Annotated in this window: 19 protein-coding genes; 12 read left to right on the forward strand and 7 right to left on the reverse strand. The window is 59.0% G+C overall.

What is annotated here, in order from left to right; all coding sequences use genetic code 11:
- Positions 1–68: 68 nt before the first annotated feature.
- From ABF990_RS07690 to bcsA, 6 genes are all read left to right on the forward strand, one after another.
- Positions 69–722 carry an SGNH/GDSL hydrolase family protein gene (locus tag ABF990_RS07690; RefSeq protein ID WP_415490828.1) on the forward strand — a complete coding sequence of 218 codons (654 nt, stop codon included), beginning with the start codon at positions 69–71 and terminating at the stop codon, positions 720–722.
- An 84-nt stretch (positions 723–806) separates the two neighbouring features.
- The gene (locus ABF990_RS07695) at positions 807–1,952 is read left to right on the forward strand and encodes an acyltransferase family protein (RefSeq protein WP_415500077.1); all 1,146 of its coding nucleotides are present in this window, start codon (positions 807–809) and stop codon (positions 1,950–1,952) included.
- Between the two features lie 18 nt (positions 1,953–1,970).
- Positions 1,971–3,743 (forward strand): tetratricopeptide repeat protein, encoded by a 1,773-nt coding sequence (locus ABF990_RS07700; protein ID WP_415500078.1) that lies wholly within the window; start codon positions 1,971–1,973, stop codon positions 3,741–3,743.
- 100 nt (positions 3,744–3,843) lie between these two features.
- Positions 3,844–5,904 carry a cellulose synthase subunit BcsC-related outer membrane protein gene (locus tag ABF990_RS07705; protein WP_415500079.1) on the forward strand — a complete coding sequence of 687 codons (2,061 nt, stop codon included), beginning with the start codon at positions 3,844–3,846 and terminating at the stop codon, positions 5,902–5,904.
- A 147-nt stretch (positions 5,905–6,051) separates the two neighbouring features.
- Positions 6,052–7,671: an SGNH/GDSL hydrolase family protein gene (locus ABF990_RS07710; protein WP_415490825.1), complete on the forward strand. Its 1,620-nt coding sequence runs from the start codon at positions 6,052–6,054 to the stop codon at positions 7,669–7,671.
- A gap of 76 nt (positions 7,672–7,747) precedes the next feature.
- A complete protein-coding gene (bcsA, locus tag ABF990_RS07715) occupies positions 7,748–9,844 on the forward strand; it encodes a UDP-forming cellulose synthase catalytic subunit (RefSeq protein ID WP_415490824.1) in 2,097 nt (698 codons plus the stop codon).
- Between the two features lie 124 nt (positions 9,845–9,968).
- Here the strand turns inward: bcsA and ABF990_RS07720 are convergent, their stop codons facing one another.
- The 4 genes from ABF990_RS07720 to ABF990_RS07735 form a co-directional block, all read right to left on the reverse strand.
- Positions 9,969–10,982: a glycosyl hydrolase family 8 gene (locus ABF990_RS07720; protein WP_415490823.1), complete on the reverse strand. Its 1,014-nt coding sequence runs from the start codon at positions 10,980–10,982 to the stop codon at positions 9,969–9,971.
- 153 nt (positions 10,983–11,135) lie between these two features.
- Positions 11,136–12,167: an exopolysaccharide biosynthesis polyprenyl glycosylphosphotransferase gene (locus ABF990_RS07725; protein WP_415490822.1), complete on the reverse strand. Its 1,032-nt coding sequence runs from the start codon at positions 12,165–12,167 to the stop codon at positions 11,136–11,138.
- A 123-nt stretch (positions 12,168–12,290) separates the two neighbouring features.
- Positions 12,291–13,073 (reverse strand): WecB/TagA/CpsF family glycosyltransferase, encoded by a 783-nt coding sequence (locus ABF990_RS07730; protein WP_415490821.1) that lies wholly within the window; start codon positions 13,071–13,073, stop codon positions 12,291–12,293.
- 247 nt (positions 13,074–13,320) lie between these two features.
- A complete protein-coding gene (locus ABF990_RS07735; RefSeq protein ID WP_415490820.1) occupies positions 13,321–13,902 on the reverse strand; it encodes a phosphatase PAP2 family protein in 582 nt (193 codons plus the stop codon).
- A 347-nt stretch (positions 13,903–14,249) separates the two neighbouring features.
- Between ABF990_RS07735 and ABF990_RS07740 the strand changes: the two genes are divergently transcribed.
- Together ABF990_RS07740 and ABF990_RS07745 are read left to right on the forward strand one after the other, a co-directional pair.
- Positions 14,250–14,987, forward strand: a complete 738-nt coding sequence (locus ABF990_RS07740; protein WP_415490819.1) for a polysaccharide biosynthesis/export family protein — start codon at positions 14,250–14,252, stop codon at positions 14,985–14,987.
- Positions 14,988–14,989: 2 nt separating this feature from the next.
- Positions 14,990–16,315: a hypothetical protein gene (locus ABF990_RS07745; RefSeq protein WP_415490818.1), complete on the forward strand. Its 1,326-nt coding sequence runs from the start codon at positions 14,990–14,992 to the stop codon at positions 16,313–16,315.
- 309 nt (positions 16,316–16,624) lie between these two features.
- Here ABF990_RS07745 and ABF990_RS07750 read toward each other — a convergent pair whose 3' ends face one another.
- Genes ABF990_RS07750 through ABF990_RS07760 form a run of 3 tightly spaced genes read right to left on the reverse strand, consistent with a single transcriptional unit; the run spans position 16,625 to position 20,179 of the window.
- Complete coding sequence (locus ABF990_RS07750; protein WP_415490817.1) at positions 16,625–17,080, reverse strand: hypothetical protein; 456 nt, start codon at positions 17,078–17,080, stop codon at positions 16,625–16,627.
- Positions 17,081–17,089: 9 nt separating this feature from the next.
- Positions 17,090–18,064 (reverse strand): DUF6492 family protein, encoded by a 975-nt coding sequence (locus ABF990_RS07755; protein ID WP_415490816.1) that lies wholly within the window; start codon positions 18,062–18,064, stop codon positions 17,090–17,092.
- 24 nt (positions 18,065–18,088) lie between these two features.
- Complete coding sequence (locus tag ABF990_RS07760) at positions 18,089–20,179, reverse strand: exopolysaccharide transport family protein (RefSeq protein ID WP_415490815.1); 2,091 nt, start codon at positions 20,177–20,179, stop codon at positions 18,089–18,091.
- Between the two features lie 441 nt (positions 20,180–20,620).
- Between ABF990_RS07760 and ABF990_RS07765 the strand changes: the two genes are divergently transcribed.
- The 4 genes from ABF990_RS07765 (at position 20,621) to ABF990_RS07780 (ending at position 25,395) form a co-directional block, all read left to right on the forward strand.
- Positions 20,621–22,276, forward strand: coding sequence for a glycoside hydrolase family 44 protein (locus ABF990_RS07765; protein ID WP_415500081.1), 1,656 nt, complete (start codon positions 20,621–20,623; stop codon positions 22,274–22,276).
- Positions 22,277–22,289: 13 nt separating this feature from the next.
- On the forward strand, positions 22,290–23,648 hold the full coding sequence (locus ABF990_RS07770; protein ID WP_415500082.1) for a lipopolysaccharide biosynthesis protein: 1,359 nt from the start codon (positions 22,290–22,292) through the stop codon (positions 23,646–23,648).
- Positions 23,645–24,070: a hypothetical protein gene (locus ABF990_RS07775; RefSeq protein WP_415500084.1), complete on the forward strand. Its 426-nt coding sequence runs from the start codon at positions 23,645–23,647 to the stop codon at positions 24,068–24,070. Before ABF990_RS07770 ends, ABF990_RS07775 begins: the two co-directional genes overlap by 4 nt.
- Positions 24,071–24,246: 176 nt before the next feature.
- Positions 24,247–25,395 carry an FAD-dependent monooxygenase gene (locus tag ABF990_RS07780; protein WP_415500086.1) on the forward strand — a complete coding sequence of 383 codons (1,149 nt, stop codon included), beginning with the start codon at positions 24,247–24,249 and terminating at the stop codon, positions 25,393–25,395.
- Positions 25,396–25,403 lie beyond the last annotated feature (8 nt).

Here is a 25,403-nt window from a genome sequence, read left to right on the forward strand (position 1 = left end):
GCGACCCCTGCGGGGGTCTTTGTCGATTTCAGCCATTTCGACAGACATAAAATACAGGAAACAGGATCATGAGCGCCCTTCTAGCCGGACTGACATTGCTGATCATCGGAGACAGCCACGTTACGTTCAAGGATTCCCTGCTTTCGATCCTGCCTGAAGCCTATACCGAAGCCGGGGCCAAGGTTGTGACATACGGCGTCTGTTCCTCCACCGCCGCAGATTGGGTAGTGCCCAACCCCAATAATGGCTGTGGTGCGTCGCAGCGCATTGGCGCAGCCCCTCTGACCGCGCCGAACATGACCCCGGCCGCCCCCCCGCCGATCACATCGCTGATCGCGCAGTGGCACCCCGATGTGGTCATGGTTGTGCTGGGTGACACCATGGCAGCTTACGGGCAGAACGAAATTTCCAAAAACTGGGCGGATGAACAGGTCAAGACCCTGACCATGACGCTGGGCAAGACCGCATGCATCTGGATTGGCCCGACCTGGGGCGAATACAGCCCGCGTTATGGCAAGACCGACAAACGCGCCCAGGAAATGGCCGATTTCCTGAAAGAGGAAGTCGCGCCCTGCACATATATTGACGGCACAAAACTGATGCAGCCCGGCAGCCCCAGGACAATCGACGGGGTGCACCTGACACCGGCCAGCTACAAGGTCTGGGGCAATGGCATTCTGCAGCAGACCATGCCAGTGCTGGAAAAGCTGCGCAAAGGATAACGCCCCCGCGTGCCGCCGGCGCGTCGGGACCCTGTATCGTCTTATACGGTCCTTTGTGCCGTAAACCCGTGGTGAACCAAGGTCATGTTACTTTCGCTGGCGCCCGAAACATGGAAAAGCAGGCTGAAGGCTGAATTTTTTCCGCTCAACCGGCGTCGCGATATCGATGGCCTGCGCGGACTGGCCATACTTCTGGTCATGTTTTTTCATGCAGGCTGGCTGAAGGGCGGTTTTATCGGGGTCGATATTTTTATCGTCATCTCCGGTTACTTCATGGGCCGTTCGGCCTTCATGCAGCATCCTTTCCGGGCTGAACGCTTTGTATGGCGTCGCCTGTACAGGCTGGTACCAGCCCTGCTGGTGATGATTATCGTGGTCTGCGCCAGCATGCTGTGGTGGGTTCTGCAGAGCGACCGGGCGGATATCGCACAGAACGGTGCCTATGCGCTGGTATACCTGTCCAATATCTGGGCCAGCCACCATGTCGGGTATTTCGAGGGGCAGGCAATTGCCTATCCGTTCCTGCACACATGGTCGCTGTCGCTGGAAATGCAGTTCTACCTTGTCATTTTTCTGGTGGCCCTGCTGCTGCCCCGCCTGAAAAGCCGGCGCGGCCTTCTATATGCCCTGCTGGCGGCGTCGTTCCTGTACAGCATCGTCGCCAGCTACCGGGGTGAGCATGCCGCCTATTACAGTATCCTGTCACGCCTGTGGGAGTTCTCGCTGGGGACGCTGATCTGGGTCTTGCCCGCGCTGCCGCAATCCCTGCTGCTGTCCGGCCTGTGCTATGGCGTGGCGGTTGCGGTTCTGGTCCTGTGCGCGGTGTTCTATGACCTGACCTTTGCCTGCCCGTCGCTCATGGCCCTTCTGCCCTGCGTGGCAACCATGCTCATCATCATGCAACCCCACGCACTCACGCGCCGGATGCTGGAACCCCTGTCCCCCGTCGGGGTCATTTCCTATTCGCTGTATCTGTGGCACTGGCCTGCCATTGTTCTGGCGGCGTACCTGCTGTCTTTCCAGGTGCAGGGCCTGACGATGGCGCTTGTTCTGGTCGGGGCCGTTCTGGCGGGAACACTGAGCTACCTCTGGGTTGAACGCCCCCTGCTCGATTACGAAAACCGTGCCATGCCTGCCGCCGCACGCAGAGGGGCTGGCATCCTGGTCGGGTTGTGCGGTGCTACGGCACTCGTCCTGGCCTGGCTTTCCTTTCTGTCACGCGTGCATTGACAAGCAATGGTAAAGACCATGTCCAACGCCCATAACATTCGCACACCCGACCCACATGCTCCCAGAACCGTAAGGCTGGCTGTCGTATCCCGTCGGGAACGCAAACGCTATGTGCTGCTGGGCACGCTGGGTGCTGTGTGGAGTGCGACACTCTCCTCCGGGTTCGGGCAGGCGCTCAACGGCGGCGCCAACCCCGCGCCCCCCTCAGCCCCACTGTCCGTTTTCGCCAATAGTGGCCCTGTCGCCCCCGCCCAGTCGCAGCAGAGCGCCAGCGTCGAAAATGCCATGTTCTACCGCATGATTTCAGAAGCGGAATACTGGCTTTCGCAGCATCAGTTCGACCGCGCGCAGGATTCGGTCCAGCGTGCTCTGGACATGGCACCCCACAACGCCCAGGCCCTGCTGCTGCTGGGCACGGTGCAGAAGGGCCTGGGCAATGTGACGGCCGCTGAAAAAACACTGGCGCTGATGCAGGACACCGGCGCACCGGCGGATCTGCGCTCCGCCCTGCGTGACATTATAGACGCAAAACCCGTCGACAAGGACAAGCTGGCCCAGGCCCGCGCACTGGCGGCGTCAGGCAAAATGCTTCAGGCATCGCTGACCTACAAGGCGCTGTTCGACAATGGACCACCCCCGCCCGATCTGGCTCTGGAATATTATGGCGTGCTGGGCTCCACCATTCTGGGGTACCAGGAGGCAGTGACCCGGCTGCAGCAATGGCTGCAACGCAACCCCGCCGATCTGGACGCGCAGTTACTGTATTACCGTATTCTCACATACCGCGAGACGTCGCGCGCCATGGGGCTGGAAGGGCTGAAAAAACTGGCCTCGGCCGACATATCGCCCCGTATCCGCCGCCAGGCTTATGCCGCATGGCGGCAGACATTGCTGTGGGAACCTATTCGCGGGTCATCCATCCCGCTTTTTTACGAGTGGCTGGCCCAGCATCCGACCGATGCGGAAATTGCCGACAGGCTGGAAAAATCCCGCGCAGAACAGGGCCGGATTGATGCCGATACCGCACGCGTGGAGGGTTTCAGCCATCTGAATGCCGGCCGGATCGATGAAGCGGGCAAGGACTTCAGGCAGGCTCTGACCTACAACGCCCACGACGCCGCGGCCCTTGGTGGCATGGGGCTTGTGGCCGAACGCCAGCATGACTGGCACCACGCGGAAGAAAACTTCCGGCTGGCCATGGCGGCGGACCCGGCAACAGCCAGCCAGTGGCGTTCCGCCCTGACAGGGGTGAGGCAGAGCATGGCCGGGAACAACCCGCTGGCGGCACAGATTGCCCGCGCCCTCGCCGCCGATCGCACCGACGACGCCCGGCGCGACATAGCTGAACTGGCCCGGCAGCCGGGGCAACAGGTCAACGCCCTGCTGTTCCGTGCTCAGCTTGAACTGCGCGAAGACCACCGCCCCGAAGCCGAAGAAGCCTATCGCAGCGCCCTGATGCGCGCACCCGGCAACAAGGGCGCACGCACGGCCCTGGTCACACTCCTGCTCCAGGACGGAAAACTGGATGAAGCCGAGGACGTGATCCGTCGCGACGGCACTGTGCAGCCCGAACTGGCCGCCCAGGTCCAGAGCGCGCGATTTGTCCTGCAGGCAGACACGACGACGGACCCCGCCGAACGGATATCCCTGCTGCGTGACGCTGTAAGCACCACGCCCGCAGACCCCTGGGTACGCCTGAAGCTGGCCCAGGCCCTTGCGGCAACACACCATGCGGATGAGGGGCAGGCTGTCATGAACAGCATGCTCGATCAGCCCCACCCCCCCGCGTGAGGCGCTGGCCGCCGCCATTATCTACGCCGACGGGCAGAACGATTTTGCCACGTCCAATGCCCTGCTCAGGCGGGTGCCGCCAGCTGGCCTGTCACCCGACATGCGCCAGATCATGGCCCGCACACAGGCCGGGCTGGATGTCAGCACCGCGGAACGCAACAGTACCACGGCCGTGGCGGAGCTTAGAGCCCTTGCCAGCAGGCCTGACCCGTCAGGCCAGAGAACCCTGCTGGTCGCAGATGCCCTGCTCCGACACGATGACGTGCAGGCAGCGTATGAGGTGCTCAAACAGGGGCAGGCCCAGGCCACGAACCTGACGCCATCACAGCGGTTGAGCTATGCCGGTCTTTACCTGCGTATACTGGCCACGCGCGGCAGCGCACGCTTCCACCGGCGGATACGCCAGGATGTCCTGGCATGCCTGAACGCGTTCGACGCCCAGACCCGCGACAAGGAACCGACCGAGCGCGAAGCCGAAGCCCGCACCCGAATCGAGGACGGGTTCATGGCAATCCGGGCCGACGATCTGGTGCGCCGGGGCTGGCCGGACGATGCGCGCAACCTGCTCGCGCCCTATATCGCCACCCACCCCGACGCGATTGAATCCCGCCTGGCCATGGCCCGTGCGCTGGGTGCGCAGGACCGGCCCGAACGCGCGCTGGCCGAGGACATGCGGGTTCTTGAACACGCGCCAAATAACACCCGCGTTCTGGCCGCCGCCGTGCATGACGCCACCATGGCAGGTGATACCCGCACAGCAGACACACTGTCACGACGCCTGCAAAGCCTGGCCCCTGACACGCGTGAAACCTGGAGCGCACTGGCAGAAAGCGCGCAGTCGCGTGACAACATGCACCGCCAGCTTGGCGCCATGGAGCATGTGCGCGCAGTCGACTGCGAAGACAGTGACAGCGAAACCTGCGACCGCGAGGACCTGCGCGAGCCCGATTACCGCTGGCCCCTGATCGCAGCCGGGTATGTGAACCAGCAGGGCGTCATGCTACCCGATTCCTACCATTACCTGCGCGACGATACGACAACCGCGGCCAACAACCGTTCCATCGTCTACCTGACCGATTCCGTTTCCCCGCAGATGGATGGCAATATCTTCATTCGCAACCGCACAGGTGACGCGGGACTGGGACAACTGACCGAACTGGCCGTACCCATTACCGGCAGCATTCCGTTTGATTCGTGGAATCACCGTATCTCGTTCTCGATTTCGCCCACCTTCCTGTTCACCGGTAACCCGCTGGGGAATGACGGCTCCAACCACCAGTTCGGGCAATGCGCCACCCAAGGTAGCGCCGGGCTGTGTGCGGGACCCGGCCACCATTATTACGTTCAGGGCGTGGGGCTGAACGTCAACTACGTCAACCGCTGGTTCAGCGCGGATGTGGGCTCGACCCCGCTGGGCTTTCCTGTCGCCAATGTGCTGGGCGGGGTTGAGTTCGCCCCGCATCTGGCGCGCGACCTTGTGCTGCGCATTGCCGGCGGCCGCCGCATGGTCACCAACAGCGAACTGTCCTACGCGGGCATGAAAGACCCGGTATCGGGCCGGACATGGGGCGGTGTCACGCGCGACTTCGGGCATGGCATGCTTGAATGGGGGCATCCGGGCTGGAACCTTTACGCAGGCGGCGGCTTTGCTTACCTGGACGGCACGCATGTCGCCTCCAATACGGAATTCGACGTACAGGCCGGCGGCAACGCCACGATCTGGCAGTCGCACGAACGTCAGGCGATCCGCACCGGGCTTGATTTCACCTATTACGACTACCAGCACAACCGCTATCTCTTTACCTGGGGACAGGGCGGTTACTTCTCGCCCCAGGGCTATTACGCCATCATGGTGCCGCTGGAATGGACTGGCCATCAGGATGAGTGGACCTGGCTGCTGCGCGGCGAAGGCGGTTTCCAGCATTACCATAGTAACGCTGCAGGATATTTCCCGCTTGGCGGACTGCAGGCGGTTACAGGCACCGCATCCAGTACAGGCGCGCAGTCAGCCAGCGGTGTTGCGGGCAATGTGCAGGGCCGGGTTATCTACCAGGTCACACCCAGCCTGCGCGTAGGGGCCCAGGCAAGCTACAGCAGGGCCGGAAACTGGTCGGAAATTGCCGCCATCCTCATGGCACACTACACGTTTGATACTTTCTAGTTTTAATGCTTTCCGCAATGTTGCGTATCGGATAGCCATAAAAAGCCCCAGGCCGACAGAAGGAAACACATGAAACAGACCCTGCGCGTTATGTGCTCGCTCTGCTGCCTGGGGGGGATTGGACCCGCGGTGACAGGCGGTTTGGCCATGGCGGCTACATGCACGCAGGCTCCCCCTCCCGGCCCCATGGACGACACACATCTGGGTTACAGGGTCAACGATCTCTGGCAGTCCTGCGGTACTGTGTGGCGGGCAGTTTCCGTGCATGCCGGTGCCGCCGTATGGCAGGCCATGCCACCCGCACGGCAATCCGCACAGGGGCCCGCAGACGCATTCGGCCAGCATATCCTGTTCGCTGGAGGAAGCGTGCGCATGGTCTCGGGCTACACCGGCCCGGCCCTGGACGTGACGCTGACGACGCAAGGCCAGCCCAGCGCCCAAACCCTGAACATTACCGCCGCCGGGCAACTGGACACCACCCCCCTGCGTCAGCGCGACCCCGGAACCTATGCGCTGGTGACGCGGGTATATGACCAGTCGGGCCATGGTAATCACCTGCTGGCAACGCCTGACAGGGTTGTCGTGCATATTGGCGAAGTCCGGGTGGGCGACACGGAAGCCCTGTCCTGGGGCGAGGCCAACGGAGCGGGCGGATTTGTGCTGCCCCCGACACTGAGCGTGGATGCCAGGAGCTTTGTCTTCGGCACAACAGGGGCATATGCCTCGTCCAATTCGGGCTACGCCGCCTACCCGGTACCCCTTCTGCTGGGGCAGGGCGGCGCGGGCCACGAAGCCAAGGTTTATTTCGGCGGTTATGAACTGGACGGGTTTGTCCATGTCGCGGATTCAGGCAATCCTGACCAGCGGCTGGATCTGGTCGTCACCAATTCTCCGGCGTCATTTTCGCTCTGGGCGCATGACGGCACCTACCAGGTCACCTCGGGCAACGCCGTGGCCATGGGCCATAGCCGGATTACTCCCACAACGCTCACAGGCGGGTATATCGGTTTCAATGCCGATGGCGGCCCCTGGTTCAGCCAGGGTCGCAATACCGGAATATGGACAGGGTTTGTTCTGGCAGACCATGTCAGCGACCCCGAAGCAGTCATGCGCTTCCGTGCCGCTGCGGCTGCACAGGGCCATTACGCCCCGCAGATCCGCACTGCTCTTGTCGCCATTGGTGACAGCCGCACGGAAGGCTACCTTGTAGCAGACGGGCAGAACTGGCCCCGGCTTGCGCAGGCCTACGGCCAGTACCAGAGCTACAACCTTGCGGTTTCTGGCGCGACCACCCGCCATATGCTGGGCATGCTGCCTGCCGCCGCCCATATCGCGCACAACGCAGGCCCGCATGTGGCAGTGGTGTTCGGGGGCTTCAACGACCATCTGAGCCAGAACAACATCAACTACGACGAAACCCTGGCCAACCTGCACCGCCTGATACACACCCTTCAGGACCTGAAATACAGGGTCATCCTGATCGCAGAAGCCCCGACCGACCCGACGCTGCGCGGCAAGGTACTGGCCGCCCTGGCTACAGGAACGCTGCACCCCGACGCCGTGGTGGACCCGTTCGCCGCAGGGATGCCCCTGTCCAATCTGGCAAACAGCCTGTACTGGAACAGTGACGTCACACACCCAAGCTTGGCAGGCCAGGCAGAACTGGCCAGGCTGCTATGGCCGGCAATAAGCGCGGCATTCGCCGCAGGTGAGAACCCGACCATGCCACAGGATGTGCATCACCCGCAGGCGAGTTCCCCGCCATGACGCATCGGTGTCATTTCATGCTTTTCCCGCTCCTTCCCCGCAAGGACGACCCAGACATATCAGGTAGCCACGCCCTATGAGACCCACCACCCAACGATCCGCCAACGCTCTACCTTATGCTTTTATGATTATCGGAACGGTGCTCGTACTCGTGGCTAGCCAGGCTGTCATTACCCCCATAGCCCAGATCTATCTCAGCATTGCCGTACTGCTCTGTGCGATCGCGCTGCGCAACAGGCCTGGCCACATGGCCGGGCTCCTGATGATCGGCCTGTCCACGTTCGTATCCCTGCGCTATATTTTCTGGCGCCTGACCAATACACTCGCATTCGAGAACTGGTTGCAGACTACCCTGACCCTGATGCTGCTTTTTGCGGAACTCTATTCCTGGATCATCCTGTTCCTGGGATACATGCAACTGGCCTGGCCGCTGAACCGCAAGGAATTTCCCCTTCCTCCGGACGACAGCCTGTGGCCCAGCGTCGATGTCTTCATCCCCACCTATAACGAAGACCTTTCTGTGGTCAGGAACACCGTTCTGGCAGCTATGGCCATGGACTGGCCCGCCAGCAAGCTGCATGTCCATGTGCTCGATGACGGTCGACGCCCGGAATTCCAGGCTTTCGCGCGGGATGTAGGGGTCAGCTACATTACCCGGCCCAACAACGCCCATGCCAAGGCAGGTAACCTCAACCACGCCCTGACACGGACTAACGCCGAACTGGTCGCGGTGTTCGACTGCGACCACGTACCTGTCAAAAGCTTTCTGACACGTACCATCGGATGGATGGTCCAGAACCCCCGCATATCACTGGTGCAGACACCGCAGCACTTCTATTCGCTCGATCCGTTCCAGCGCAATCTGGACACGTACGGCCGTATCCCGCCCGAAAGCAACCTGTTCTACGGCCTTGTCCAGCCCGGCAACGATTTCTGGAACGCGACCCTTTTCTGCGGATCCTGTGCGGTCCTGCGCCGGTCCGCTCTGGACAGTATCAACGGCTTTGCGGTGGAAACCGTAACGGAAGACGCCCATACCTCACTGAAAATGCAACGCAAGGGGTGGGAATCCGCTTACCTGCGCGAAACCCTGGCGGGCGGGCTTGCGACCGAAAGCCTGGCGCTGCATGTGGGCCAGCGCATACGCTGGGCGCGCGGCATGGTTCAGATTTTCCGGATCGACAACCCGCTGCTGGGGCGCGGGCTCAGCCTCGGCCAACGCCTGTGCTATCTTTCGGCCATGCTGCACTTCTTCTTTCCCATACCGCGGCTTATTTTTCTTATCTCCCCGCTGGCGTTCCTATTCCTTGGGCAGAACGTCATTTTCGCAACCCCGGTCGCGGTCATGACCTATGCAATCCCGCATCTGGTGCAGTCGCTCATGACCCAGTCGCGCATGCAGGGGCGCTGGCGGTATTCAATCTGGAATTACGTTTACGAAACCTCGATCGCGATCTTCCTGGCCCCCGTCGTACTGATAGCGTTTTTTGCACCCTCTCGCGGTACCTTCAACGTGACCGCGAAAGGTGGTTTGATTTCACAGAACTATCTCGATACGCGCATGGTGCGACCCAATGTCATCATGTGTTTCGTGCTGATTCTGGCGGCCTTCGTGGGTGTGGGCGGCATGATCATCCACCACGCGAATGCAGCACTTTTCCAGACCTATGGCATGAATCTCATGTGGGTTTCAGCCAACCTGCTGATCGTGCTTGCCGCCATTACCGTAGGGTATGAACGCAAGCAGATACGCCGTGCGCCGCGTATTCCCGCCCAGCTTGCTGTCACTGTGCTCGCACCCGGACAGCCGCAGCGCTACGAAGCCCGGACACTGGATCTTTCCAAGGGTGGGCTATCGTTGCAAATGCTCCAACCACTTCCTCCGGGGCTGGAAACGGTGAATGTGGAATACGTCAACAACGCTGACAAGATCACAGCAAATGTGCCCGCCCACATCATCAACCAGCAGGATAATATTGTCAGACTGGAGTGGAGAAGCCGCAATATCCGCGACGAAACCGACATTGTCGAAATGATTTTCGGCCGCAGCGATGCGTGGTCCCACTGGAGCGACTATTCCAACGACAAACCCCTGCACAGCCTGAACCTGCTGGCACGTGGCATTGTCAACTTCATGTTTGTCGTAGTCCTGCGCCGGCGGCCTTTGCAGTAAACCACAACACGCCGCCACAAAAATTCAGGTCCGGGCAAAGGCCACCACAGGCAAGCCCGGCACCGAACAAAGGCACGAACCTGCATCCGCACGACATGCTACACGGCTTTTTCTTTCCTGCGCCCTAACCTGTCACGTCCTCAGCCGCCACGCGCGCGAGCAGGCTCAGGGCGGCGGAATAATAATCGTGGCTGTCACGCACGGATGGCAGCACATCCAGCAAAGATGATCCATCATAGGTCAGGCCCGTGCATAACGCCACGGCGCGAAAACCCGCAGGCCCGTCATAAGGTGCTCGCTGGTTGTTCGCCAGGTTGACCCAGGCAGGAATGTGGGCTGGCCCGAAACCGTTCCAGAAAGTGCTGTACACCTCTTCATCCCGCCCCTGAAGCACCTTGCCCCACCACATATGCAATGGCACGCGCACAGCATCGTAGGAAAAATAGGGTGCCCAACCTTTTGCGGGTGTCGGAGCCGCACCGTTTGCCCCCAGTTCCACCCAGTCGGAAGGCAGAAACCAGTCACCAAAACGGCACATATTCAGAATATTCAATCCGTTCTGAAGAATTTCCAACCAGACGGGATTGGCTGATGCCGCCTTTTGCAACGCGGGAACAATATAATAAGATGGGTTGATAACCGTCCTGTCGGAAAAAACAAAACCATTCTGGCCGGGCAGCAAGACGCGGCGCCCACCAACCGTACCCACCAGATCTTTCAGCACATTGTCATAAATCTCGCGCGCGGCCTGCAAAAACTGATGCTGCCCCCATGCTTCTGCGGCACGACACAACGCCAGGGCAATAAGCAGTTCACCGTCGGTCGCGGAAGACGGGTCGGGAACAGATGTAGCGGTGTCAGGCACGTATTTCCAGGCATGCAGCGCTGAATCCGGACGTTTCAGGGTGGTTTGCGTCCAGTCCCATATGCGCCTGAAAGACTGGAAGTCGTTGGCGTATACGGCAAACAGCATGCCGTAACCCTGTCCTTCGCTATGGGAGATATTGCCGTTACCGGTATCGACCACCCGCCCCTGCGGGCTGAGATATTGCTGCGCAAACAGAGCCCATTCGTCCTGCCGGGCGCTCCAGGCCGGTTGGGTGGCAAGGCCAGCCCCAAGTGTCGCACCTGCGGTCAAAAAAAGCCTCCTCCCCAGCATGAGGCACCTCCGTCATGATTGTGCCGCCTGGCGTCCTGCATGGCATAGCCATGCCTACGCACCCTGGCGTCGCCTCGGCAAAAACATGCAAGGCTGGGCACGTGGAAAAATCAGGCTAAAACCAGCCCGATATCAAAAGGCGTTTTCACGACTATACAGGACGATGGAAATACTTTTGAAAATTATTTTCAAGTCCAGCCCCAGGGACCAATGCGTGATATAATACAGGTCGCAATCCACACGCTTCTGCGCAGCCTCGCGCGAGGTGATTTCACCCCTGTATCCCCTGACCTGGGCAAGCCCCGTCATGCCCGGGCGCACGCGATGACGGGCGGAATAACAGTCGATCGCCTTTTCGTACAGTTCGTTGTCGACCCGCATGGCTGTTGCATGCGCACGCGGACCAACAACCGACATTTCCCCGCGCAGAACATTGAAAAATTGCGGTAGTTCATCAAGGCTGAAATTACGCAGGTACCGCCCGATACGCGTCACACGCGGATCGTTGCGAACGGTTCTGTCCGCTCCGGTCGGGTCACCTTTTTCGACATACATGGTGCGAAATTTCAGCACCTTGATAATCTTGTCGTTAAAACCGTACCTGTTCTGGACGAAAAAAACCGGCCCCCTACTGTCCACTTTTATCAGCAGCGCAATCAAAAGATACAACGGCGAGAAGGCTATGATAAAAATAAGCGACAGAATCTTGTCTTCCAGCCACTTGGCCCAGAACCAGCCCCCCGAAAGCGGCATCTTGCTGATCAGGATCAGACAGAGATCCAGCCCGTCGTCATGCAGGGCGCCACTGGAAAAACCAGGCGGAAAAATATCGGTGGCCAGATAGATATCCACCGGCAGCACAATAACCTTGCGCACGATATTGCGCAGTCTTTCTCGGCCCGCATCAAAAATGGCAATGACGATCATGTCAGGCAAGTCTTCGCGGCACAGGGCGATCATGTCATCGACCGAACCAAGGACCGGCGCACTATGCACGACCCCCTCATTTTCAAGACGCTCCCAGCGATCGTCGAAAATACCGACAACGTTATAGCGATCCGGTCTTTGCAGGAGCTTGTGAGCAATGACCTCCCCATCCGGGCCACCGCCGAGAACGAGCACCTTCCGTCTGGACAGATATTTAGCTCTAGGTGTCAATTTCACCAGAAGGCCCTCTCTATCGGATCGCTTTCAACAATCGGTCGCAATATAATCAATGATCCCGATACCGTTAAATAACCGTGCCACCAGACCACGGCGATATCAGTCCCCATATGGATATTCACCTCAGTCACGACGCAAGACATCCCTTAAAACTGCGCCAGCGAACCCGCAGGCGGAAACCGCATAGCGCTTGAGCAGCCGTCGGGGCTCCAGCGCGATACGCCATAGCCATTCCAGATTGAACCGTTGCACAAGCTTGGGGGGGGCCGGCAGGCTTCCAAAAGCCACCAGTAGGGCCTGGCCTATGCACAAGGCCCAGCAGGGGGGAAGACTGGCACGATACTGGTTCACGAAAATTTCGCTCCGCGGCGCACCGACGCCCATGAACAGCAAGCTTGTGTTGTGGGCCGCGATCTGCCGAGCCAGACTGTCCATATCAGCAGGGCGTTTGTCAAACCCCATTTCGGGCACCAGGCAGGCAAGCCGGTCAGCCAGACCGTGCTTGTCCGCCCAGTGCCGGGCGGCGGCCACGGTGGCGTCGCTATCGAGCACCATGAACAGCCGGTGCTGGCGCAGTCGGGCGGGTTGCGCCAGCAGGTCCGCCACAATCCCACGCCCGGTCACGCGCCCGCGTACTGGCAGGCCACGCCATTTCGCATAATAATATAGTGGAAAACCATCACAGGTCAGCACTGCCGCATTCTGGCAAGCCTGCAGCAGCGCGGGATTATGCCGCAACAGGCTGATGTGCTGGATATTGGGCGTAATGACCAACCCCACCCCCTGCTCTGGTGAACGCAGGGTGGATGCGACAAGAGTGGCGATATCCTCTTCCGACAACACTGAAAAATCCAGTCCGAACAGGGGATATCGGGCCAGCATGCGATCCTCAACGGGCATTGACATTTCTTACTCTCATTTGCGGCCTGTATGCCAGAAAACCGGAGCGGACCCAAAACCAACCCGTACCATACTCAGCGCCAGATAGACCTGCGCCCCGGCAACCCCATGACCGAAAGAGATATTTCCTTGAAACAAAGTCATCCGACAAGCAATTTTTTATTATATTGTTCCAGAAAACAGTCGGATTATTCAAAATTCCAAATCATTTTCATTAATGTGTCAGGCATTGTTTTTTGCTCGGACAAACCTTTTACCACGCTAACACATGGGACGCCGACCGATACGATGTGTGGAACATGTTTTGCAACAGAGGCTCTGCATGAAACATGTAACCGTGAAAAACCACTATGACGCAAATTGAAACCAACAACGCGCATTGTACAATATGACCCGGAACAGGTGACAGAATCCTGTACAACGCCAATGCCCCAACAGTACCAAGCACGGCGCCACAGACAATTTCGGCCTGTGTATGGGCGTGTAGCTGCAACCGCGTGTATCCGATCACTCCTGCCACGACAAGAGGCGGCAACAACGCCAGAAACCAGGATCGTCGACGCGAATGCAGGATAATGTTAAGAAGGCTGCCGTAAACGGCCGCACTGGCTGCGACGTGCCCGCTGACACTGAACGGTCGGCCGACAAAACCAAATACCTCGCCCCAGTACAGACCGAACAGCTTGGCAGCCACCAGGCAGGTCAGGATAGTCGCAATACCGACTGCCCATACAATCCCCCCCCGTCGCCACCCCATTGCGTAAAAGGTAACGCCAACAACCAGAAAGAGTGGCAGGATAACAGCCTCATCACCGAAATCAGTCATAAATTTCATGCGCGATTCCCGATGAAGACATGATGCACTGCCTTCAACCACCATATCTTAAAAAAAAACGATTATAACCGTAGCAGTCTCGCGCGACACCCGTTATTGCCCCTGCCTGCCGCAACGCCAATCGCGCACGAACAGGTTTTGCGAATACCAGAGTGCCTGCACAAGACATCGGTCAAAGCCTTTTGATTATGGTTTTTCTGTTTCAACACCTGATCTAGGCTTGAGTTCCTAGCCATAACCCCATAAAGCCCAATATTATAGCCAGTACCCGAATATCCGAAACCGAACATCTGGACCTCTGGCACAGCCATGATGCCAGCAGAAATAAATTCAGGAGCATAGCCGTTTTGCAACGTGTTTCGACGACTCTGTTCCGCACCACCTGCTGCCTGACCCTGCTGTTGCTGCTTCCCGCCTGCACAGGCAAATGGGTCGACCGCCGCAACACCAGACCAAACAATTTCGCTACCTGGGTAGACACGCCACGATCAGCCTACAAGATCGAGCCAGGGGACGATGTTTCTGTTGTCCTGCCCTTCAATGCTGAACTGAATTACGAGGCGCCCGTAGCCCCCGATGGTGGCCTGACCATACCGCTCGCAGGCACGATCAAGGCTGCGGGGCTGACGGTCATACAGGTCGCACAGAATGTTGACGGCGCACTGGCGGCCAACGGCATTACCGGGAACGCCCATGCGTCGGTCAGTATCCGCACCTTTGCCGGCCATCTGTATGTCAGCGGTCAGGTCAAAAAGCCCGGGCCCGTGCCGATCCAGAATGACATGGATGTGCTCCAGGCCATCAGCGCCGCCGGTGGTCTTATGGATACGGCACGCAGCAAGGAAATTGTGGTTATCCGCCGCAACCCCGACGGACGGCCGATGGTACGCACCGTCAATCTCGAAGCCCTGACCCGCCGGGCCGATCCGACACAGGAGGTCATGCTCCAACCGTTTGATACGATTTTCGTACCCCAGTCCTCCGTGGTCGAAGCCGATCAATGGATCGATCGCTACATTACGCGGATCGTACCATTCAACCAGAGCATCAACTACAATATCGGGCAGGGAGGGTTCTTCCGCTAACCATGGCGCTACAGCACAGCATTGCTCCCACGCCCGGAGACGAGGAAGAGGGGCAGGACGCATCCGCCCCCACTTTTTTTTCCGCCGCAAAGGTGCGGCCAAAAATCCTGTGCTGGCTTCTCGCCCTGCTACCCATGTTCGGCGAAACCTTTCATTACATGAGCGCGATCCGCCCGCTCTGGGTTTTGTCCAAGGCGTTTCCCATACTATCCCTGCCACTCGCGTTCCGGCTGATATCGTATACTCATTTTCCCATGACGCGGCAGGTTCTGCTCAGCTTTGCGTGGCTTGTACTCTCGCCCAGCATCGCGGCAATTTTCTATTTCCATGAAGGATTTTTCACCGGCGTTACGGCACAGGTCAAACTGTTGCCGATGCTCTATTTCTTCTCTTTCCTGGCGCTCCTGCTGCTATTGAAACCGAGCATGACTGAAATCCGGCGTGGTTTCGTCATTCTGGGAACAGTGACGGTCGCCGTCCTTATCGTGCTTTGGGCCATTATTCCGTCAAGCTGGTATACTGGCACATATGTCATCGGCAGCGCGCCGCTGTTCAGCGCCGACAATCGTGGCCATCGTATTCGCATGCAGATGTATTTTCCGATTATTCTGTTATTTTTTTGCTACCGACGTGGTTTTTTCGAAAAAAATCTTTCCTATCTGGCTGGCGCCGCAATCACCTTCGCCGTCACATTGCTGATCGTGCGAACCCGCGCCATGATTATTGGTACAACCGTTGTCGTGCTGCTCAACACCATTATGTGGTCCCGGCCCATGGTGCGACTGGGGCTGCTGCTCAGCGCGCCTTTCGCGTTCGTAGCCATGTTCTCGACCGGGTACCTCGCCACCACATTCAGTACGGCCCGCAATACCGGATTCGACGTACGTTATATTACTGCTGAAAAAGCCTCCGCTTTCCTGGGCGATTATCCCATACGCTGGATTTTCGGTGTCGGCACGCTCAGCCCTACCAGCAAGGACAGTCTGATCTCGTATTTCCACCATTTCTTTTTTCTGGCGGATATTACCTGGCTGGGCATCATATTCGAGTATGGCCTTATCGGTGCGATGATTTTCGTTTTATTCGAACTTCGCGGTATCCTGTTCTATGTTCGCCTGTGCAACCGGGTAGAAGATGATCTTCTGGGCGGGATGTTCGATTATCTCATTTATGTTCTGGTCATCTCGTTCTTTTATCCACCGACCCTAGCACCGGGCGAAACGGCAACCATCCTGGCTGTTTTCGCCTATGTCTGGCATGCGGGAGGCTTTGACACTCGGCCGGGCTTTGCCACACAGGAGAACCACGGACCGCTTGTCGGATCGTAAAAATAGAATTTTCGAAAGCGTGCCCTTCAAGACCAGCAGACTACATGGCTAAAGCCGTCTAAAAAATATCAGCCAGCAGAACATTTAATAAATATTCCAAGTATTTTGACCGAAATCTGCCGGAAAACTTTGGGGAAAGTTATTTTACTTTAAAATCATACTAATATTTGTTTATTATTATCAATATATTACTTCAAGCCAGCCTGGCTGGTTCGAAAATCCCGTTGTTATTTCTAAAATTCCCATAATATCAATAAATTACAATTCCTGCGCGGGCAAGAAAAGAGGGCTTTTAGAACTTTCCACCTCTTATTGAACAATGCTGTTTTTCTGCTCGCACATTGCCGTCAACCGGTCACAGATCGTTCTCACGCCTTTTGGCCCACAAATACTGCCCTGCTGAATTTTCGAAATATTAAGATACCCGTAAAGCTTGTTCTGTACATCCAAAATACGCGGCGGCTGCCGGGCGAATGGATCGCAGGCTGAATAAACACCATGCGCCTGTCGGTAAATATAGAAATGGCTGTAATCGGAATAGCTATTGCCCCACCCCAGTGGAGAGTACGCGTTCCACACCGAATCGGTGTCATACTGATCGCAGTTCAGACAGCCCAGATATTCACGGTACAGCGGCCCCGCGTAAATCATCAGTCGCGATTGAGTCAGCGTTTCCTGAGCCAAGGCTTGGCCACCGACCAGTTCCATACATGGCAGCGCCAAACATGACAGAACACAAAGCAGCCCTGCCCATGATCCGTTCATGACCGGCCCTTACCGGCCGAACAGTTTACGTACGCCTTTAAAGGCACGACGCACGACGGCGGAATACAGTTCGGCCACGCGCAACGCAAACGCCTTGTCGCGCTTGTAAGGCTGCAACGTAATAGGGAAATAGGGAGACAGTTTTTCCACCACCTGTTGTGGAGAAATATGCGTATTGCTCTGCACCACGGCAAACAACCCGTCACTTTCAAGCGCAAAATGACGTCTGGCGTCCCAGTCCTGCATCATATCGACATACCACACGCTTTCAGCCGCGTGCAGGGTCCGCTGCCCCGGACCAGGCCGGGCATGATAGCGCTCAAGCAGGCCCTCACGCTCGGCATTGAGCCAGTAAAGCGTGTATTCGGTCCAATCGAGAGTATAATGACTTAACAGCACGCGCCGCCAGTCTGTTTTATATTGCTCTTCCAGTCGGCGCTGAAGGTGCAGACACAGCGTACGGGACAGGATCGTGGGCGTCCACCACAGACCGTCGCGATCAAGATGCGGGTCCTGGTCAAGCAGTTTTGCCGAATCCCGCCAGAAACGACTTTCTGTCGTGCGGGGCAGATAATGCGTCAGAGCCTTGCCGTCAATCACCAGCGTATCGGCAGTAAATGGGTGCGTGGCAAAGCAGTCCGGGTCGAACACCAGAAAATATTCGGTATCAATCAGGGCTGGCGCATAGAGCTTGATAATCTGCTGGCGGTGCCACCCCCTGATCTGATGCCGCTGCGAAAATTCATTGAAAATCGCCAGATGTTCTGATTCGTCAACAATTTCGAGAGGAAAATCGGACCATGCCTTTGCATAGCCTTTTACCGCTTCAATCTCGTCGTGCGGCACAACCAGAACAAAGCGTGCAAATGTATCGGGCGTGGTAAAATGCCGCAGGGATGAAAACAGGATATCGCACCGGCCAATATTATCGGCGTAATGTCGGCCTCGTGTCTTAAGCGGCAGAATCGCGCTGATCTTGGTCATGAGCATCTCGCCCCTGGCAGGTAATTACAGAAAACGATAGATAACGGCGGGAATATAGCTTTTGCGGTGCGTCAGCACGACACCGACGATCCAGCCACCGGCTTCCTGAACCTGCGCTTTCAGGCCCAGGACGACCGGTTTGCGGGTTTTTTCGGCACGGACAGCAAGGATCGTCGCATCCGCCAGTCGCGCGTTTTCGACACCGACAAAAGACCCGCTGACAGGGGGCGCATGGATCAGCACGTAATCATGCCGCTGGCGCGCCCCATCAAGCAGGCTGGCCACCTGCTGATGAGCAAAATGGATGCTGCCATCCCGCGAGCGGGCTACCACAATGTCGTGCCCGGCCACGGGCTGGAAATTGAACGTCTCCAGGGTGTGGGCGTCTATGGGTGTTGCATCGGGGGTTCCGGTCTCGCCATCGCCTACAGGCCAGGCAAGTTCACCCTGCATATCGGGTTCGCCATACAGCGCGGTCGTGGCGGAAGACGCCAGATCGATAATCAGAATCGAACGTGACGAACGCCGCTCAAGCTCCGTTGCCAGCCCCTGTACAACCTCCAGCAGCCCGTCGCTATTCTGGAAGGACAGCATCATGACCACTTTTGTCGGCGCGTCGGAACTGGTGTCCAGGGCGTTGATTGTCCGGCCATACAAAATCCGCGACGGGTAGGATGGAAGCGCAGCCCCCGTCACCGCCACCACCGGGGGGGGAGGCGTCAGCACATGCCAGCGCTGGATGTATTTGTTCAACCAGGGCCAGCGAGACGCCGCTTTTTCCAGCCAGAACGGCCAGCGAGAGACTACCGGAACCTGCGGCGTGATAGGTGCGCTCAGAACCGGCAGCCCCAGAACACGCTCGACCTGTTCGGGGCTGAGGAACGTCTCACGCAGGCTGACCAGCGCGAGCACCGTCAGGGCCGGCAGCACCAGCCCTGCGACAAGGCTCGCAGCTATGAACATGCTAAGCGGGTTACTGGGATGCGACGGTGGGAAAGGCGCCTGAATGATGCGTACGTTCGTACTGCTGGCCGAATCCGCCTGAATCCGGTCTATACTTGCCAGTTCCACCTGATGAGACAGGCTCCGCAGGCTTTCCGTCAGGATATTGCGCTCGATCTGCATCTGGCTCAACCGGTTAGCCGCACCAATGAGCGCCTGCACCCCGTTATTAGCCCCATCGAGCTGCCCCGCCAGTTCCTGCTGGCGCGCGATTTCACCCTTGATATTGGAACTGACAACCGCCAGCCGGTCCTGCACAGTATCGTAATAGGCGTTGTGACCGTACCGTTCAACGCCAACCAGCTTTCCTTTTTCCTCGTTGATGGAAGAGCGCAACGCCTTGATCTGCTGGTCGATCTGCGTCACGAACGGCGCCGTCGCCAGATAGCGCGACGCCAGGTCGGCCCGCCGCGCCTGAAGCTGAAGCTGCGAAAGCTCCATGGTGTCCAACGTACGGGCTGCCTCGTCATTATCGCGAAACAGCAGAATGGTGGCCGGTACATCCTTGGCCGAAACCAGAAGCGAGGCCAGCGTTGACCGATCCTGGGCCAATGCGCCATCGTTTTCCAGCTTGCGCTGTTTCAGCAGGCTTTGCAGGGCGACCGCATGGGCGATCTGGTCATCGATACTGACAATGCCATGCGCGGTCTGGAACGCGACCATATCGGCATTGACCTTGTCGAGCGCGGTACGCACTACATCACGCTGCTCCATCAGGGAGGAAACCCGCCCCGAGGTAAAAATCGCGGCGCGCTCAAGAAAATATTCCGCCAGAAGGCGATTGAGCATATCCGCCGCCCGTTTCGGGTCGGTATCGGTATAGAAAAGGGTGATCGTACTGGCGAGATCGTCCTGTTCGAGATGGAAATGTTTCTCGAAGGACTGCAAGCGGTCGTCGATCTGCCGCTGTGTGGCACCCTGTCCAAGCAGGGTTTTGATAACCGCACGGTGCAGTTCCGAACTGTTCAGGATCTGCGCTTCGATACTGACAAGCTGACCTTCGACCGGAGCCGAAGTCCCCCCGTCACTGACACTGGACTGGTTATAATAGCCCGCAAGCAGCGTCAGCAGGCGTGCCTCCGCCCTGTAGGCCGGCCGCTGGACCAGCCCCACAGCTACACCGATCAGGACTGTCCATATAAAAACCGCACCCGCAATCCTGCGGTAGAAAAAAAGCGTATTAAGATAATCTCGAGTAGTTATGTGACTTTGGGAAGCAGCCGTTTCTTTGCGGGTTGGCCGCGCTCTGGTGGAAATAACCATCGTTTTTATTCTAGGCTCCAGGAGTATCGCAGATACAGGAGGAGTTCTCCCGGAATAAGCGCTATTTTGTTCCTCGATAAAGTACTACGCACCCTCTGTATCAGCACTATTTGCCACACTCAACAACCATAAAGAGGTTAAATTTAAAAGATTGCCAGCGCCCGGACGTCAGAACCGGTATCGGGACAGAAACCTTGCCCCCCGAAGAGGATCCATAACCGGTCTGGCAAGAACGGGGATGTATGATACTGTCTGGCCTGACGGCAAAATTCCGACCGAGTATTCCAGACCATGGCGCTGACGTTCCCTGACCGTTCCACCGCATTGCGTGCCCTGACAGGCAGGACCGCCGTTATGCTGGCGGCTCTTGTGCTCCCGCTGGCCGCTGGCCACGCCCAGACATCGCCCATTGCCATTACGGTCGACGCCTCCGCCAACCGCCACCCAATCAGCCCCCTGATTTACGGCTTGAACTTCGGCACGGCCGACGCGCTCCGGGACCTGCGCGCGCCCATCAACCGTTCGGGGGGGAATAGTGCATCCACCTATAACTGGCGGTTGAATGCGCGCAACGCCGGCAAGGACTGGTATTTCGAAAGCCTGCCCTGCGACCCCCAATCCATCAACGACCAGTTCGGATCCAGTTTCATAACCCTGACCCGTGCCGCCGGTGCGGCCCCCATGATCACCCTGTCCATGCTGGAGTGGCAGGCCAAGCTTGGCCCCGATCACGGGCGGTTGGCCAGCTTCGCCATTACCAAATACGGGCCGCAGCAGGACAACGACGCCTCCGGCTTTTACGACGCGGGCAACGGCATTGCCGCGAACGGCACCCCCATTACCGGCAACGACCCGCACGACGCCCAGACCCCCGCCAGCCTGGCGGACGAACAGGCCCGACTGCGGGACCTGGTCAGGCAGTTCGGCGCCGGGGGGCTGCCCTACATCATTCTCGATAACGAGCCCAGCATGTGGCAGGTCATCCACCGCGATGTGCGCCCCACCGGCGCACATGCCGATGAAATTGCCAAAAAAATCATTGCCTATTCCAGGGCCGTGAAGGCCATTGCCCCCACAACCAAGGTGGTGGCCCCCGAGGAATGGGGCTGGCTGGGTTACCATTACAGCGGTTTCGACCAGCAATACGGGAATACCAACGGGCTGGACCACGCCCCCGACCGCACCGGCATTACCCAGGGCATGGACTACGTGCCGTGGCTGCTGACGCAGTGGAAAGCGGCCGGCCACCCCGTTGACGTATTCAGCCTGCATTTCTACCCGCAGGACGGAGTGTATTCGGACTCTGACACGCGCGAGGTGGAACTGGCCCGCAACCGCTCCACCCGTGACCTGTGGGACCCCAGCTACACGGACCCGAGCTGGATCAAAAGCGTGGTGGCCCTTATTCCGCTCATGCGCAAATGGGTAAACCAGTACTATTACCCCGGCACGCCCATCGCCATTACCGAATATAACTGGGGCGGCGAAAAGCTGATGAACGGCGCAACCGCCCAGGCCGATGTTCTGGGCATTTTCGGGCGTGAAGGGCTGGATATCGCCACGCGCTGGGCAACGCCGGACGCCACGACCCCGGTTTACAAGGCCATGAAGCTGTACCGCAATTACGACGGCAAGGGATCGGCGTTCGGGAATACAAGCATCGGAGCCGCAGTCCCGGACCCGGACACCGTGTCCGCCTTTGCAGCACTCCGCGATACCGACGGCGCAGCCACCGTGATGGTGATCAACAAGCAGCTTGAGGCATCGGCCACTGTCACGATCGCACTTGCGCACCTGCCCGACCATGGCGCGGTGGAAACGTGGCAACTGGCCGACAATGCGCTGACCCGCCTGCCCGACACACACTATGCAAACGGCGCGCTGGGGGCCACCCTGCCCCGCCAGAGCGTGACCCTGTTCATCCTGCACAACGCCGGGCACGGCTGATAGGACCGCGGACATGACCGAGACCGCAAGCCCACCCGGCGCACATGGTGGTTCCATCCTGCGCGGTGCGCTGGCCAGTCTGGGTGTGCGCCTGCTCGACCTGCCAAGCCGCTATGGCTTTCACCTGCTGATCGCGGCAAGTCTGGGCGTGATCGAGAGCGGGCGCTTTTATATCGTCTTCAGCACCGTGGTCGCTCTCTCGGGCTTCGGGCGGCTGGGGATCGACCGTGCCCTGACACGCCAGCTTGCCGTGGATACCGCATCGGGGCAGGATACCGCCGTACGCCCGGCCATACGCAATGCGCAAAGGCTGGTTCTGCTGGCATCTCTGGCGGCATCCGCCGCACTTGTAGCGGGGGCAGAACCTTTTGCCGTATCCGTGCTGCACAAGCCGGACCTGACCCTGCCCCTGATGCTGAGCGCTCTGACAATCCTGCCGCAGAACATCGGCACAACGCTGGCTGGCGCGCTGGCCGGGCTGCACCGCATCACTTACAGCCAGATGATCTATTCCTGGCTCTGGCCCGCCATTTTCTGCATTTTTGCCATCCCACTCATGTTTGTTGGCCGCTTCACCGTCACCAGCGCCCTCGTCCTGATCGCGGCCAGCTTCGCCCTGACGGCAGCCATTGGCTTGATCCTGTTACGCCGGTTTGCCGCCCCTTTCCCCGTGGGAGGGAAATTGTCAGAAAACCCGCATTTTCTCTCTCATGGCCTGTCGTTTTTTACACTGGAACTGACCCAGTTACTGATTACGTCAGCACCGTCCATCGCGCTGGGTATTGCCGCATCCGCTCAGCAGACCGGGCTGTTCGCGCTGGCTTGGCGCGTTGCCCTTGTCAACACCCTGCTGATAAGCGGCGTCACGGGCATGACCGCGCCGAAATTCGCCGCCCTGCATGCGCAGGGCAACCTGCATGGGCTGAACAAAAGTGCCGCCCAGGCCATAGGCCTTGTGCTGTGCCTGGCGTTGCCGGTCACGGGCTGCATGCTGCTGTTTCCCGGCCATCTGCTGGCGGTGTTCGGCCATGGCTACAGTCAGGGGGCAGCCACGTTGCGTATTCTTGCGCTGGGGCAGCTTGTCGCCGCGTGCTTTACCGGCATGCCCGAACTGCTGGGCATGACCGCCCATATGGCAGCCCTGCGCAAGATCAACGCGCTTTCACTTGGCGTACTGCTGGCAGGGCTTGCCATTCTTGTACCCATGGCAGGCAGTATCGGGGCGGCCATTGCAACATCGCTCGCCATTGCCCTGAACGCGGCAGCCGCAGCCTGGGCGGCGCACCGCCTGCTGGGCATAATTCCGCTGGCCACAGTCTGGCACGGGCTGCTGGCCCGCCTGCACCCCATCCGCGCGGAAGGCAGGTCATGAAGCGTACAACCGGAACAATCGCCCTGCTCGTGCTTGCCCTGGCTGGCTGGCCATATCCGCTCCCAGCCAGGGCCGACGCCCTGCCTCCCCGCTACGACACCAACGGGCTGTGCTTTCGTAACGCCAATACCGCCGATGGCCTTTCTCCCGACGCGATTGCAAGCTGTATCGCAAGCCAGGGCAACGCGCTCAATGCGATCCGGCGGCAATGGGACAATATTCCCCCCGATTTGTCGAACGACTGCGACCAGAGAATACGCGCCAGCGGTTCCCAGGACTACAACGCCCTGGAAAACTGCCTGAAACTGCAGATGCGCCAGAACGAGTACACGCCGCTGGTCCCGCCGACCAAATATCAACCCTACCGCGATCAGGACACACCAGCCCTGACCCCCGACGCCGGGCGCGCGACCCGGCCATAAGCACACCGTCGCCCGACCAACCCGTACCCGATGACCATGCCGGAGGCCTGAAAGGCGGAGTCATATTTTTTGATTCCGAAACGACTTCCTAAGCCCAAAATTGTCATGTATACGTTATTCATGACGGTCCGCAGTCCGCCATGCGGGTCAATGGGGTGAACAGCATGACTCACGACATGACACAGCACGCACACCACACGCAGACCGGGCCGCGCATAGGCATTGCCGGGGCCGGGCTTGGGGGCGTTACCGCGGCGGGGCTGTTGCAGCGCGCGGGGTTCGACGTTGTTCTGTTCGACCAGGCACCCGGCTTTTCGCGGTTGGGAGCAGGAATCCAGTTCGGCCCCAATGTGCTGAAAATCCTCAGCCATCTCGACGGACTGGACCGGAAACTGACAGCCATGTCCTGCCTGCCCGACTACTGGGTCAGCCGCAAATGGGACGACGGCACCGTCATGGCCGAAATTCCGCTCAATGCCGAACGCGCGCGATACGGGGCCCCCTATATCACCATCCACCGGGGGGATCTGCATCAGGCCATGCTGGACTGCATCGACCCCGCGCGCGTGCGCTGGGGCCACAGGCTGGTCGACTTCACCGATAACGGCCACTCCGTATCGCTGGATTTCGAGAACGGTGCGCGTGAGACGGTGGATGTGCTGATTGGCTCGGACGGCATAAACTCACGTGTACGCGAGAAAATCTTCGGGGCGGAGGAAGCCGTCTATACCGGCTGGGTCGCCCACCGCGCCATTATTCCCGGTGCTGCCGCACGTGCGCTGGGGGCGGATGTGAACGCCAAATGGTGGAGCCCCGACCGCCATATCGTGTGCTATTATCTGGACCGCGACCAGGACGAATTCTACCTCGTAACCGGGGAGCCGGGCGAATGGACCGACCGTTCGGGCCAGCTCCCGAGTTCCCGCGCGGCGCTGAAGGCCGCATTCGAGGGTTTTCACCCGCTGGTGCAGGGCTATATCGACGCAACCGACACCGTGACCCAATGGCCGCTCAAGACCCGTGACCCGCTGCCCGTATGGTCACGCGGGCGGACCGTGCTGCTGGGCGATGCCTGCCACCCCATGAAACCGCATATGGCGCAGGGCGCCGCCATGGCGGTGGAAGACGCCGCCGTGCTGACGCGCTGCCTGGCCGAACTGGGCACGCAGGATCTCGAACGCACATTCGCCGCCTATTACGCCGCCCGCAAAACACGCGCGACACGGGTGCAGAGCGTATCCAACGCCAATACGTGGCTCAAAGCCCCCGAAGACCCCTACTGGTGCTATGGGGATAATGTCTACGACCTGAAACTGGGCACCTGACGGAAAGG

Origin of the sequence: Acetobacter sp. (genome assembly GCF_047723915.1) — a bacterium.
Classification (GTDB): domain Bacteria; phylum Pseudomonadota; class Alphaproteobacteria; order Acetobacterales; family Acetobacteraceae; genus Acetobacter.